The sequence below is a fragment of the Chloroflexota bacterium genome (assembly GCA_035652535.1).
GTDB lineage: Bacteria > Chloroflexota > UBA6077 > UBA6077 > SHYK01 > DASRDP01.
The window spans coordinates 1-12,818 of record DASRDP010000163.1 but is presented as its reverse complement, the minus strand read 5'-3'; the positions used below and the strand labels follow the sequence as shown (position 1 = coordinate 12,818).

General features: G+C 66.7%; 12 protein-coding genes and 1 tRNA gene. 4 read left to right on the top strand and 9 right to left on the bottom strand.

All coding sequences use genetic code 11. The features are described from left to right. The first annotated feature begins 97 nt into the window (after nucleotides 1-97). The gene (locus tag VFC51_20130; GenBank protein HZT09339.1) at nucleotides 98-1,261 is read left to right on the top strand and encodes a cysteine desulfurase family protein; all 1,164 of its coding nucleotides are present in this window, start codon (nucleotides 98-100) and stop codon (nucleotides 1,259-1,261) included. Between the two features lie 29 nt (nucleotides 1,262-1,290). Here the strand turns inward: VFC51_20130 and VFC51_20125 are convergent, their stop codons facing one another. Further along, complete coding sequence (locus VFC51_20125; protein ID HZT09338.1) at nucleotides 1,291-2,085, bottom strand: SDR family oxidoreductase; 795 nt, start codon at nucleotides 2,083-2,085, stop codon at nucleotides 1,291-1,293. Between the two features lie 127 nt (nucleotides 2,086-2,212). Here VFC51_20125 and VFC51_20120 point away from each other — a divergent pair. Further along, nucleotides 2,213-2,285: transfer RNA gene (locus tag VFC51_20120), tRNA-Ala, on the top strand. Between the two features lie 145 nt (nucleotides 2,286-2,430). Here VFC51_20120 and VFC51_20115 read toward each other — a convergent pair. Continuing rightward, nucleotides 2,431-2,733: a helix-turn-helix transcriptional regulator gene (locus VFC51_20115; protein ID HZT09337.1), complete on the bottom strand. Its 303-nt coding sequence runs from the start codon at nucleotides 2,731-2,733 to the stop codon at nucleotides 2,431-2,433. A gap of 47 nt (nucleotides 2,734-2,780) precedes the next feature. On the opposite strand from VFC51_20115, the gene VFC51_20110 reads away from it, so the two are divergent. Beyond that, nucleotides 2,781-3,368 (top strand): ATP-binding protein, encoded by a 588-nt coding sequence (locus tag VFC51_20110; GenBank protein HZT09336.1) that lies wholly within the window; start codon nucleotides 2,781-2,783, stop codon nucleotides 3,366-3,368. Further along, on the top strand, nucleotides 3,365-4,192 hold the full coding sequence (locus VFC51_20105) for a sulfite exporter TauE/SafE family protein (GenBank protein HZT09335.1): 828 nt from the start codon (nucleotides 3,365-3,367) through the stop codon (nucleotides 4,190-4,192). The genes VFC51_20110 and VFC51_20105 overlap by 4 nt, the downstream gene beginning before the upstream one ends. 228 nt (nucleotides 4,193-4,420) lie before the next feature. Here VFC51_20105 and VFC51_20100 read toward each other — a convergent pair whose 3' ends face one another. The 7 genes from VFC51_20100 to VFC51_20070 all read right to left on the bottom strand — a co-directional run. Next, nucleotides 4,421-6,235: a thiamine pyrophosphate-binding protein gene (locus VFC51_20100; GenBank protein ID HZT09334.1), complete on the bottom strand. Its 1,815-nt coding sequence runs from the start codon at nucleotides 6,233-6,235 to the stop codon at nucleotides 4,421-4,423. A 166-nt stretch (nucleotides 6,236-6,401) separates the two neighbouring features. Continuing rightward, nucleotides 6,402-6,896 (bottom strand): hypothetical protein, encoded by a 495-nt coding sequence (locus VFC51_20095; protein HZT09333.1) that lies wholly within the window; start codon nucleotides 6,894-6,896, stop codon nucleotides 6,402-6,404. A 230-nt stretch (nucleotides 6,897-7,126) separates the two neighbouring features. After that, nucleotides 7,127-8,602 carry an FAD-dependent tricarballylate dehydrogenase TcuA gene (tcuA, locus tag VFC51_20090; protein HZT09332.1) on the bottom strand — a complete coding sequence of 492 codons (1,476 nt, stop codon included), beginning with the start codon at nucleotides 8,600-8,602 and terminating at the stop codon, nucleotides 7,127-7,129. Between the two features lie 2 nt (nucleotides 8,603-8,604). After that, nucleotides 8,605-10,266, bottom strand: coding sequence for an FAD-binding protein (locus VFC51_20085; protein HZT09331.1), 1,662 nt, complete (start codon nucleotides 10,264-10,266; stop codon nucleotides 8,605-8,607). Between the two features lie 16 nt (nucleotides 10,267-10,282). Beyond that, nucleotides 10,283-11,572, bottom strand: a complete 1,290-nt coding sequence (locus VFC51_20080; protein HZT09330.1) for a GAF domain-containing protein — start codon at nucleotides 11,570-11,572, stop codon at nucleotides 10,283-10,285. Nucleotides 11,573-11,576: 4 nt separating this feature from the next. Further along, nucleotides 11,577-12,488 carry a TIGR01777 family oxidoreductase gene (locus VFC51_20075; GenBank protein HZT09329.1) on the bottom strand — a complete coding sequence of 304 codons (912 nt, stop codon included), beginning with the start codon at nucleotides 12,486-12,488 and terminating at the stop codon, nucleotides 11,577-11,579. Between the two features lie 123 nt (nucleotides 12,489-12,611). Further along, nucleotides 12,612-12,818, bottom strand: a 207-nt coding sequence (locus VFC51_20070; protein HZT09328.1) for a helix-turn-helix domain-containing protein, incomplete at its 5' end; no start/stop codon positions are given.

The following is a 12,818-nucleotide window of genomic DNA, read 5'->3' as shown; positions in this document are numbered from 1 at the left end:
ACACGGCGGGGTGGCATCTCCTTATTATCACAGGGGCATCCGCGCCAAGGCGGACCGGGCCCGATAACGCAGGCCCCATCTGCAACAAGGCGGTTCCGTGCAATCTCCCCGTGTTTATCTCGACCACACGGCCACCGCGCCCATCGATCCGTCGGTATGGGAGGCGATGCTCCCGTACTTCACCGAGCGTTGGAGCAGCCCTGGTGCGCTCTACCGCGCCGGTCGTGCGATGAAGCGCGAGCTGGAGGATGCGCGGAGACGCGCGGCGACGGTCCTCGGCGGCGAGCCCGCGGAGGTGGTGTTCACCAGCTCCGGCACGGAGTCCATCAACCTCGCCCTTCGCGGCGTCGCCCTCGCGACCCAGCATCGCGGCCGCCATCTTATCACCACGCAGGTGGAGCACCGCGCGGTGCTGGATACCGCGAGCCAGCTGGAGAAGCAGGGCTGGCGCGTCACCTATCTTCCCGTCGATGGCGCCGGCGTGGTTCAGCTCGATGCTCTGACCGCCGCGCTCGATGACGAGACGGTGCTGGTCTCGGTCATGATGGCCAACAACGAGGTCGGCTCGCTCCAGCCGCTCGACGCGATCGTGCGCACCGTGAAGGCCGCCCAGCCGATGGCGGTCGTCCACACGGACGCCGTGGCCGCTGCTGGTTACCTTCCCATCGAGGTTACTTCGCTTGGCGTGGACCTTCTCTCGATCTCGGCGCACAAGATCGGCGGTCCGAAAGGCGCTGGTCTGCTGTGGGCACGGCGGGGCGTGCTGCTTCAGCCGATCCTCACCGGCGACGATCGCGAGCGCGGTCGGCGCGCCGGCCAAGAGGACGTGCCTGCCATCATGGGGATGGTGAAGGCGCTGGAGCTGGCGCTGCCGTCGTGCTCCGAGCGCTCGGCCGCCGCGGGGGTTCTGGCGCGCAAGCTCATCGATGGGATCCTCGCCTCAATCCCCGGAGCTGTGTTGACCGGCCATCCGACCCAGCGCGTGCCGCACGTGGCGAGCTTCTGTTTTGAGGGTGTGGATGGAGAGGCGCTGCTCCAGCAGCTCGACTTGAGAGGAATCGCGGCTGCTGCCGGATCAGCCTGCACATCGGCCACGCTGGAGCCGTCGCACGTGCTGAGGGCGATGGGCGTCCCGTCGGCTTTGGCGGAGGGCAATCTTCGACTCAGCCTCGGCGTCGAGAACACCGAGGGTGATATCGACCAAGTTCTCGCCGTGCTGCCGTCGATCATCGAGCGGATGCGCGCGCTGCGCGCATCGTGAGCCGGTCGGCGGCCGATGATCGGCAGGCGTTAAATCGCGGATCGCGTCTGGCCGCCGTCCACCGGTATGCACGCGCCGGTTACCAGGCTCGCACGCGGCGAGGCGAGGAACGCCACAACGGCCGCGACCTCCTCCGGCCGACCGAAGCGGCCGAGGGGCATCTCCTGGCGCACGAAGCGCTGGATCCGCTCCGGATCCGCGTTCAGACGTCGGTCCCAGGTGCCGCCCGGGAAGAGGATCGAGCCGGGCGCTACGACGTTGACGCGGATTCCCATGGGGGAAAGTTCGCGCGCCATCGTCTTTGAAAGGCTGATCTCCGCCATCTTCGCGAGATGGTAGGCGGCGCTGTAGGCCGGCGCCTCGTCGGGCAGGGGCGCGACCTCGCGGCCGTAGATGGACGAGATGATGATGATGGAGCCGCCGCCATGCTCTCTCATGATCGGGATCGCGGCGCGGCTGGAGCGAATGGCGGGAAAGACGTTGGCGTCGAGGGTTCCCTGCCAATCTTCGTCGCTCGTCTCGAGAAACGTGCGCCCGCGGCCTCCTCCAACACAGTTGACCAGGACGTCGAGGCGGCCGAACGCCTGGCGCGCGGCATCGATCAGGCGCTCCGGCGCGCCCGGAATAGACAGGTCCCCTTCCACTTCGATGCACCGCGCACCGAGGTCGCGGATCTCTTGCCCGGTCACGAGGAGCGTATCGCGGGCGCGACCGGAGAGGGCCACGTTGCAGCCTTCGCGCGCCAAGGCGATGGCGATGTGCTTGCCGATTCCCCGGGACGAGCCGGTGACAACCGCGGCCTTCCCGGCCAGCTCGAGGTCCATTGCTCTTCTCCGCGGTCGTGATGTGGGTCGCGCGGGCGACGCCACCGGCGCCGGTCGCCGTCGGACCGTGCCCGGCGAGGGGCGTGATATACTTTGGGCGGCCCGCCAGGGCTGTTTTTTGTCGAACGGGCCTGTAGCTCAGTCGGGAGAGCGCGCGGTTCGCATCCGCGAGGTCAGGGGTTCGAATCCCCTCAGGTCCACCCAGTGTGTCGTCCGCTTGTAGGCCGATCCGGACCACCAGCGCGCGTATTGTCCACTGACCCTTCCCGCGAAAACGACTGCAGGGGAAATTTTAGGGGAATGGCCCGCTGTTGATAAGGTGCGGACCCCCTGCAACTCAACATCTCAGGCAGCTGGTCTCACGCGCACCCCAGTTCCGTCGATCTCGAACGTATTGTGCAGCGCGTCAGCCAGACGCAACAGCGTCTCAACCCTTGGGTGGTACGTTCCCGCCTCCATTCGGGCAATCGCTGACTGGCTGGTGCCGATCCGATCAGCGAGCTGCCGCTGGCTCAGCCCGGCCGCGAGCCGGGCCGCGATCACTGCTTTCTGGACGGCGAGTTCGCTACCGGCCGCGTCCCAGGCTTGCGCGAATTCAGCGTCGTTTGCCTTGCGCTTCTCGACATCACGGTCGGGATCATCCGTCACCCTTCGTACTCCTCAGAAATTCTTGATAGCGCCGCTCAGCGAGAGCTATGTCACCGGGGGCGTTCGCCGGGACTTCGTGGGACGACACGCTCCATCCCACGCGCTTCCCACCAGCTATCCAGCACCAGGTGGAGCGGCTGCGGAGCGGTACATTCCTTGCGAACGCGGTCAACATCGTGGCCGCCCGGAAGCCGGGGGTCGGCAACTCCCATCCGCTGGAGGCAATCGGCCACGAGCTGATCACGCAAGGCCATGCGCTATTCTGGACCCCGACATCGATGCTCGTGCAGCGCCTCCTGGCCGCGAAGGGGGACCTGCGGCTGCCGCAGCTCCTGGCGCAGCTCGACCGGTTCGCCTGCGTGATCGACATTGGCTACGTGCAGCACGACCGGGACGAGATGGACGTGCTCTTCACGCTCCTGGCAGTACGCTGCGAGCGGCGAAGTGTGGCGATCACGACGAACCTCGTGTTCTCCGAGTGGGATCGGATCTCCAGGGATCCCATGACGACGATGGCAGCAATTGACCGGGTCGTGCACCATTCAGTGACCCTGGACCCCAAGGGGATGGAACGCTACCGGGCCAAGGAGGCCATCGAGCAGCGACGATCAATGGGTGAGGAGCAAGCGGTGTGATTGAATCGGGTGTCCGACCATCGCGTCCGGGGGTGGCCTTCCTGTTCGCGGTGCCGATCGGGGTTCTGGGTGGGCTTATCGGCCTGGGGGGAGCGGAGTTCCGCTTGCCGGTCCTGGCCGGGGTGCTGGGCTATGCGGCGCGGCAAGCGGTATCCCTGAATCTGGCCGTGAGCATGGTGACGCTCGCAGCCTCGCTGGCGATCCGGGGGACGACGCTCTCCCTGGCTCCCCTCGCGCCATTGGCACCAGTCCTTCCGGCGCTTATCGCAGGAGCGATGGTGACGGCCTTCATCGGACCAGCCCTCGCCGGACGGCTGTCCAACGAGCAGCTCGAACGGGTGATTCTGGTACTGCTCGTGGGCATCGGCCTGGCGCTCATCGTGGAGGGGCTAGTGGCCAAGGAGAGCGGTGGGCTGATCCCGCTGGTTCTCGCCGGGCAGGTGCTGGCGGGTGTCGGGTTCGGGCTGGCGATCGGGCTCGTAAGCAGCCTGCTGGGCGTGGCTGGCGGGGAGCTGATCATCCCCACGCTCGTGTTCGCATTCGGCGCGGATATCAAGACGGCCGGGACCGGGAGCCTGCTCGTCAGTCTCCCAACCGTGTTCGTGGGACTCGTCCGTTACGCGCGGCTGGGAGCCTTTGCCGACGGACAGCCGTGGCTCGACACCGTCGCCCCAATGGGGGTGGGCTCGATCATCGGGGCGCTGATCGGCGGAGCCATCGTGGGGGTCATCCCGGCCGGCATCTTGAAGATCGGCCTCGGGGTCATCCTCAACGTGTCAGCCCTCCGGATCTTTCACCACACGCGCTCCTCGCGGCGTGCCTAGCGGGAGACAGGGAGGGCGAAGCAGCGACACGGCGAGAGGCCAGTGTCTCTCATCCCGGGAGCCTCCGAGCGGCAATTCTCATTGTCGTCGGCGGCCAGTCTTCTCCCGGGCGGTCTTCCGGCCTGAGAGAGACTCCTGGCGGGCTCGTGGGCCTATCGAAGGTGCGGTGTGGGCGACCCGGGGTCGCATCCGCGACGACAGGAGTTCGAATCCCCTCAGGTCCACCCTCTACGCTTCTTCGCGGGTCTCCGTCCGCACATCGACGACGACGAGCTGCCCGCGTTTGGCCTCCTCGACCGCTCGACGGAGCGCCGGTTCGAGGTCCGCTGGGTCCGTGATGGGGCCCTCGCCTCCCACGCCGAAGTCGCGCGCGACGCTCGCGTAATCGATCTCCGGATTCTGGATGCGCTGGGCCACCCACGCGTTCTCCAGCGGCCGCTCGCGCACCTGCGCGATGTGCTTTTGGTGCGCCTCGTCGTTGTAGTACGAGCGGTTGTTGTTGATGACCCACAGCGATGGGATGCCATGGTGCGCAGCCGTCCAGAGCGCCTGGATGGAAGACAGGAACTCGCCATCTCCGAGGACTGCGACGGGGAGCTTGCCCGTGTCCTGCAGGGCGAGGGCCGCGCCAAGCGCCGCGCCGGGACCGGCGCCAACTGCGCCGCCGCCTCCGCCGCCCACGTTGCGCTCGGGCCCCGGAATCGCGCACACGCCCGGCGCCATGCGGCTCAGCCGACCCGACGTGAAGACGAAGTCTTCGTCCTTCACGGCGCCCCACACGGCGGTCGCCAACCGGGCCTCCGTGATGCCGGGCTGGCGAAGATGCGCGTCCACCTGTCGTCGCTGCCGCTCGCGCATCTGCTCTTGCCTCGGCGCGAGGGCCTGCCTGCGCCGCTCGATCCGAACGCGTGCGGCGTCGTTGATTCGCGATCGGCATTCTTCAATGAGGTAGGGCAGCGTGGCCGCTGAATCGGAGAGAATCGGCACGTCGACGGCCGGCAGCGCCTGGTAGTCGGTCGTCAGGGCGCGATGGATCAGCTCGTCCAGCGACACGTTGATCACGCGCTGCACTCGGCCGCTCCGGTCGGGGGCGGACCGTCCGGCTGCGTTGGTCATGGGGCGCAGGGAGCCGCCCAAGTCCACCGGCTCGAGCCCGAGGACGACGTCCGCCTCGGCGGACAACTCCCGCGCAAGCCCGGCGAAGTCGAGAAGATGAGGGGTCGGGAAGCTGTGGCGCGTACCCAGATTCACGACGGGCATCGCGAGGAGCTCCGCCAGCTCGACAAGCTGGCGGACCGCCTCTGCTGACCGACCGACCCGGTCGGCGAGGCAAAGCGGAAGCTCCGCTTCGACGAGCAACCGCGCAGCTTCACGGAGGGCGCCCGCGTCCGGGGCGGGGGGCGGCGCCGCGCGAAACCGCGCCGCGTCCGGAAGCGGGATGGGCTCGGTGATGGCTTCCTCCTGATGGCTGACATCGAAGCACACGTAGACCGGCCCGGCCGGCTCCGTGGTCGCGATACGGTGTGCGCGGAGGAGAGAGTCGGGGATGGCAGCCACCGAGCTAGGCTGGTCGTCCCATTTGGTGAAATCGCGGACCGCCACGCCCTGCAGGTTGGCGGTGTGGATCCAGTCGATCCAGGGACGCCGCTTCGTCGCGTCCATGGGGCCGGTTCCGCCGAGAATCAGAACCGGCACGCGATCGCACCACGCGTCGTAGATGGTCATCGCGGCGTTCAGCAGCCCGACGAAATCATGGACGATCGCCGCCATCGGCCGGCCGGTGACCTTTGCGTAGCCCCGGGCCAAGGAGACAGTGATCATTTCGTGGTTGCAGAGCACGAGCTGCGGGCGCCGATTTGCCGTGTAGTTGACGGCCGAATCGTGGATTCCCCGGAAGGACGAGCCAGGCAGGATCGCGGCATATTCGACGTCGAGAAGCCGCAGCATGTCCATGACGAGGTCGGAGCCCCAGGCGGGCCGCCCCGCGGCATCGTCGACTCCGACCGGCACGTCGACTCGAGTTCGCGACTCAGTTGTGGCCATCGTGCACCCCGTGTTTCGTGCTTTCGGTTCCGTCGGCCATCATAACGCGAAGCCGTCTCTCGCGCTCACGCGTGTCCGAGATCGCGGCGATCAGGGGGCCGTTTGTCTGAAAAACGAAGCGGGCCGGAGAAGCTCCGGCCCGCTTGCCCGTACGCTCGTTGATGTGTCAGTAGCCGTAGTAGTACGGGTATCCGTACCCGTACATTCCATATCCCCCATAGTAGGACGGATACCCGCCATATCCACCATAGTACGGGTATCCGCCGTAATATGAGCTGCCGTAGTATCCCGGGAAGCCGTAGTATGCGTAGTTCGTGCCTGGGTAATAGTAGCTCGCGGAATATGGGTAGTAGTAGCTGCTGTAATTGTAATACGGATAGTTGTAATAGCCGTAGTTGTAGTTACTGTAGTAGGGGTAGTAACTATAGTTGTTGTAGTACGGGTAGTAGCCATTGTAATACCCGTTGTAGTAGCCGTAGTTGTAGGGGTAATAGCCGTAGTTGTAGCTACTGTAATACGGGTAGTACGACCCGTAGTAGCCATAGCCATACGGGTAGTATCCGTACTGGGCGCTTGCCGGCAGAGCTGCGACGCTCGCTAGGACGAGAAGCGCCAGGACGGGAAGCACGCGCCAACGCAGGGATGCGAGACGGACCTTCATACCTTCGTTCTCCCCTCTTGGTGATGAGTGGTGCTCGCGGCTCGTCTGCGCTCACCGCGCCGATGACGAGCGTGAGACGACGCACACGCAGGTCTGACCCAGGCCCATCCCTGCCTGATACGCGTCCCAATCGGTCAGGATCACCAAGGTGCCAGACCGACGGGCGGCTCCTGGTTGATATTACACGAATCGATCTGTTGCGTAGCTGTGACACGAATCACACCGACGGGCTATGCGGAATGCTCCCCCGCGCTCATGCCGGCGATGCGGCCAAAGACTGCCCCTGCCATAAGCCCGGAGCCGCCGGGGTAGTTGTAGTAGAACAGGCCGCCAACCAGCTCGCCGGCCGCGAAGAGCCCGGGGATGGGGCGGTTCTCGGTATCGAGGACCTGGCATCGTGGATTGATGCGCAGGCCGCCGAAGGTGAAGGTGATCCCACAGGTGACGGCGTAGCCCTCAAAGGGCGGCTCGTCGATGGGGATTGCCCAGTTGGACTTGGGCGGCGTGATCCCCTCGGTATGCTTGCCGTCGAGGATCGAGGGATTGAACTCGCCCGGCCGGATTGCAGCGTTGAATTCCGCGACCGTTCGGGAGAGGCCGTCCTGGTCGATGGTGAGCTGGTCGGCCAGCTCGGCGATCGTGTTCGCGCGGCCTCGTGTGGCCTCTTTGATCCGGTACTCATCGCGGAGCATGGGGACGGTCTTGCTGTCGAAGATCTGAAACGCCTGGCGACCGGGCTGCTTCAAGATCTCGCGGCCGTACTTCGCATAGGTGTAGTTTCGGAAGTCCGCCCCCTCGTCGACGAATCGCTGCCCGAGTCGGTTCACGACGATTCCGAGGGGATACGAATGCTTCTGGTGCAGGTCGCCGATCCGGAGGTCTCCGACCTCGTTGGCGAGGAGGTCCCACGCCACGGCGTGGCAACAGCTCCAGTGCCCGTATGACTGCGCGCCGATCGCGAGCGCCATCTGGATGGAATCACCCGTGTTGAAACGCGTGCCGCGCACCTTGGCCAGCTCCCAGTCGGGGCCGAGGTAGCGGGTGCGCATCTCGCGATTCGCCTCGAACCCCCCGGAGGCGAGGACCACGGAGCGAGCCGACAGGTTGTGAACGCCGTCCTGATCGCGAATACGGACACCTGTCACAGCGCCGTTGGCGTTCGTGTCGAGGCCGGTGGCCTTCGTGTCGTACCGAATCTCGATGCCGCTGCCCTCGGCGATCTCGAACAGGCGATCAGACAGCCCCTGCCCACCGCCATGGGCTTCAAGGATGAGGTTGCCGAAAAAGCGATACGTCTCCCCGACCTTGTACGACTGGCGCCCGAGGGCGAGGAGCCATCGAACGCCCCGGTCGCGCATCCAACGCATCGTGGGGTAGGCGTTGCCGACGAGCGTCTCGACGAGCGCCGGATCGGAAAGGCCTTCGGTGACGCGCTCGAGGTCGCTGGCGTAGTCGTGCTGGGTGTAGCGTCCCACGTCGACGTTGGACAGCTCGTCGGCCGTGTAGTCGGGAATAAGGGGTTTGATCTCCTCGATGCCCTGGAAGGGGAAACGGAGCAGGCCGCCGGTGAAGGCGGTGTTTCCCCCGCGCTCAGCGCGCGGGGCCTTCTCGAGCACTGCCACGCGAGCGCCAGCCTCACGCGCGGAGAGCGCCGCGCAGAGCCCGGCGTTGCCAGCGCCGACGACCACGACGTCATACGACTCCATCGTCACCTCACGATTTTCGGGCGAAATGTCAGGACTGGACTGTCGGCCGCGAGCGGCCAGCTCGCGTAGATCGAGCCGAGCCATTCAGGCCTGGTTTCCGGGAAATCAACACGCCAGTGTGCGCCTCGGCTCTCCTCCCGACAGCGCGCAGCCGAAGTGATCAACCGCGCGCAATCGATACTGGCGCGCAGCTCCAGGATACGCGCGGCCTCGGACGGGTCGCGGCCGCGCAGCTCTCCAGCCGCGCCTGCAAGCGCAGCCAGGATGGCTTCGGCTTCGTCGAGCCCCGCCTCCGTTCGTACCAACGACACGTGGTCCCACATCGTTTGGCGCAGCTCTCTCCACGCTGACGCGATGGCCGGACGTGGGTCAGCGTGTCCGGCATCGACCGACGTGCAGATCAAGGCCTCCGTGTCCGAGTCGAACCGCGGACTTGTGCGGTCGGCCGCGTATCGGGCCGCGGCAGCTCCGGCAATGGTGCCGAAAACGAGCCCCTCGCAGAAGGCGTTGCCGCCGAGCCTGTTCGCGCCGTGAATGCCTCCCGCGCTCTCGCCGGCCGCGAACAGCCCCGGCACCGTGGACGAGGCCTGCCGGTCGATGGCGATGCCGCCCATGAGAAAATGCGTGGCCGGACTCACGACGAGCCACTGGTTCGGAAAATCCACGCCGCGCTCCCGAAGGACGCTCGCGAGGTATGCGTGGCGAAGCGCGATGCGATCGGCTGGGATCGCGGAGCAGTCGAGGTAGACGCCACCGCCCACCCCGCGGCCTCCCTTTCCTTCCAGGTACACAGCCTTGGAGAGGACGTCTCGAGGCGCCAGGTCAGCTCGTTCGTCGTAGTCGGGCATGAAGCGGCGCCCCTGAGCATCACGAAACACCGCGCCGTCTGCCAGCAGGCCATTTGTGAGAAAGAGGGGTACGGGTTCGTCCATGCGCGTCGGATGCCATTGGACGAACTCCAGATCGCGTGCTTTCGCGCCTGCCCGCAGCGCGTAGACGATGGCGTCGCCGGTCGCCTCGGCCGTTCCGTTCGTCCGCGCAAAGAGGTGGGAAGCGCCACCGGCCGCGACGACGACGGCGGGCGCCGCAATGCGCACAAAATCCCTGGATTCCATGTCGACGGCCACGGCCCCGGCGATTTGGCCGTCGCCCGTGGCGATCCGGACCACGGGTGTGCGACTGAGGCAGCGCACGCCGATCGCGCCCGCGCGCTGGGCGAGGGGAACCGATAAGGCGAGGCCCTTGTTTGGCCCGAGACCCTTGGAATCCGCGCGATACGTACGAGCGCGGCTGTGTCCCGCCGCCCGCGTTCGGTCGATCTGCCCCTCGGATCGAAGGAGCGTGATGCCCAGCCGCTCGAGGTCGAGCAATGCCTCCCCAGAGCGCTCCGCCAGCAGTTGCACCAGATCGTCGTCGGCGATGCTCCCTCCGGTCTGCAGGGTGTCGGTGGCGAAAACGCCTTCTGAATCGTCCACTCCGAGCTGTGGCACGTACGCGCTGATGTCCGCCGTCGATACGACTGTGTTCCCGCTTCGTCCGGCGATTCCCTTGCAGCAGAGGACAACCTCCGCGCCGGCCTCGCGCGCGGCGATCGCCGCGCGCAGCGCGGCAACTCCGGCGCCGACGACAAGGACGTCCGCGGAGATGGTCTCCGTTGCGGGCATACGAGGTGCTCCCGAATTACGCGGGGAGTGGGCCGTCGGGCTCACGAGCTGAGTCCGAGGAGCTGAGCCGTTGGACGGCGGTTTCGAGTCTCTGCGCCAGCGCGCGTGCATCGTCGACAATGGCGCGCAGCTCGCCCTCCGTGCGCAGGTCGCGTGTACCGAGGCAGCGTAACAGTTCGGCCAGCGCCGCGTCTATCTCGCGCGCCGTGCGCGCGGCCGCCACGCGTTCGCCCTCTGCTCGGGCTCGCGCCTCGATTCGCTCCATCTCTCGGGCGTTCTGCAGCGCAACGGCAGCCTCATCCGCCAGCGTCTGGGCTACCCAGAGATCGCCCTCGGCGAAGCGCCGCTTGCCCAGCACGCTTATGCGAAAACAACCTACCACGGTGCTCCCCACGCGCATGGGAACGGCAATCGCGCCCTCGCGGATGGCGGTGTGGCGGGTCTGCGTGCGCGGGTCGCGGCGCACGTCGGGGACGAACGCGGCCTCGCCGGCCGCGATGACCCAACCCACGAGCCCGGTGCCGATCTCGCGCCTGGGCGTCGCCATGCGGCCGATGTCGGCCGCGCGACCCTGATCCGAGAGGCTTTCGGCGGCGGGGGAGAAGGTTGCGCCATCATCGTCGACGAGGTACACGGTGGCGGCGTCGGCGTCCGTGATGTCGCGGGCTCGACCGACGAGCGCATCGAGGGTCACGGTGAGGCCGGCGCTCGCGCTGAGCCGGGCGACCTCGCCCATAGCGCGCGTCGCGGCGAGCTGGCGGCGGGCTTGCTCCGCCAGCTCGGCGTTCGCGAGCGTCAGACCGATTTGGCTGGCGGCCGCCTCCATGAGCGCCTGCTGAGCAGCGCTCGGGGGCCCGGCGACCAGGAAGCGGATCAGGCCAAGGGCCCGGCCCTCCGCCACGACCGGCGTCGACACCACGTGGGTGATGCCCACAAGCCCCCGTGCGATGGCCGAGACGGGCGCCGGCATGATGTTGGCGAAGGCCTCCTCCATCGTGTTGACCTGGGTCCGCTGGCCGACAAACGCCGCCGCGACGGCGTCGTTGATGGTCGGACGGTACGACAAGGCGAGCGGATCGAGGCCGGGGTAGTTGCGCCGAACCAGGTCGACCGCGATCTGCTGCAGGGCGATCTCGGACCCCGGCGTCGCGACCGTGACGAGGCGACGAATGGTCTCGTCGTACAGGAGCAGGATGGCGCGCGGAGCTCCGGTCACCGCGCGCGCGTGCTCGGCGATGAGATGGCACTGGCGGCGCAGATGATCGGATATTCCCGGTAGATGGATGGTGGCGAGCTCGAGTTCCATCGTCTTACGCGGCAGGGCAAAGGGCTTGACGCAACGCTATCCCGAGCTGGGGCGCCCGAAACGCGTAGCCGAGGCGGCGCGCCGCTGCCGGGACGACGCGCTGTCCCGTGAGCAGCTGATCGGCGATCTCGCCGACGGCTGCATGGACCATGATTCCAGGGATTGAAAACCAGACGGGACGCCCGAGGACCGCGCCCAGCGTTTGGGCCAGCTCGCGATTCGTAACCGGCTCTGGCGACGTCACGTTGATCGGCCCCACCGCGTCCATTCGTTCGAGGGCGAGGCGAAACAGCCCGACCACGTCGTCAACGTGGACCCATGAAACCCATTGTCGGCCACTGCCCAGGTATGCGCCCAGGAAGAAGCGAAACGGTACCGCCATGTGCCCGATGAACCCTCCCCGGCCGACGACGATGCCCTGGCGCATCAGGCAGACGCGTACGCCGAGCGCCTCCGCCTCGCGCGCAGCGGATTCCCACTCCACGACCAGTCGCGCGAGGAAATCGGTTCCAGACGGATCATCTTCCGTGATGAGGTGGTCGCCGCGGTCGCCGTAGTAGCCGACAGCGGATGCATTGAGGAGCACTGCGGGTTTCCGCGAGACTTCGGCGATTGCCGCGACCAGTGCGCGGGTTGGCTCCGTTCGGCTGGTGAGCAGACGGCGCTTGCGCTCCAGGTTCCAGCGACCGGAGGCGATGGATTCGCCGCAGAGATTTACGACCGCGTCGGCGCCGTCGAGATCGCCCTTCCAGGAGCCGACGGTTTGGCCATCCCACCGAACGACACGCGGAAATGTGCTCGTCAACGGATCCCGCGTCGATCTGGAGAGGACGACGACGTCGTGCCCGTCCCTCACCAGCGATTGTGACAGCGCGGACCCCAGCCAGCCGGTGCCGCCTGCGATGACAATTTTCACCGCGCACTCTCCGAGCCAGTTTCAAGAATACTCCAAGCATCTACACGGCGCGAACGGCCCGATGCTCGGCGAACACAAGTAAGGCGCCCCCGTTCGGGGGCGCCAAAAAGAGATTGTCGAGGCTCAGGCGACGGAAGAAACTCCATGGTGGCCCGATACGAGCTTGTACCCGAATCCACGCACGGAGATGATGGGCGGCGGGGCGGCGGAAACAGAGTCCAGCTTGACCCGTAATCGTCGGATGTGGACGTCGATGGCGCGTCCGCTACTGGCGTCGCGGTAGCCCCACACGCGTTGCGCCAGCTCGTCGCGCGAGAACACTTCATTTGG

Coding starts and splice junctions, on each gene's coding strand:
- VFC51_20125 (HZT09338.1), bottom strand. CDS start 2,085: ATGGACCTCGAGCTGGCCGGGAAGGCCGCGGTTGTCACCGGCTCGTCC.
- VFC51_20110 (HZT09336.1), top strand. CDS start 2,781: ATGTCACCGGGGGCGTTCGCCGGGACTTCGTGGGACGACACGCTCCAT.
- VFC51_20100 (HZT09334.1), bottom strand. CDS start 6,235: ATGGCCACAACTGAGTCGCGAACTCGAGTCGACGTGCCGGTCGGAGTC.
- VFC51_20095 (HZT09333.1), bottom strand. CDS start 6,896: ATGAAGGTCCGTCTCGCATCCCTGCGTTGGCGCGTGCTTCCCGTCCTG.
- tcuA (HZT09332.1), bottom strand. CDS start 8,602: ATGGAGTCGTATGACGTCGTGGTCGTCGGCGCTGGCAACGCCGGGCTC.
- VFC51_20085 (HZT09331.1), bottom strand. CDS start 10,266: ATGCCCGCAACGGAGACCATCTCCGCGGACGTCCTTGTCGTCGGCGCC.
- VFC51_20080 (HZT09330.1), bottom strand. CDS start 11,572: ATGGAACTCGAGCTCGCCACCATCCATCTACCGGGAATATCCGATCAT.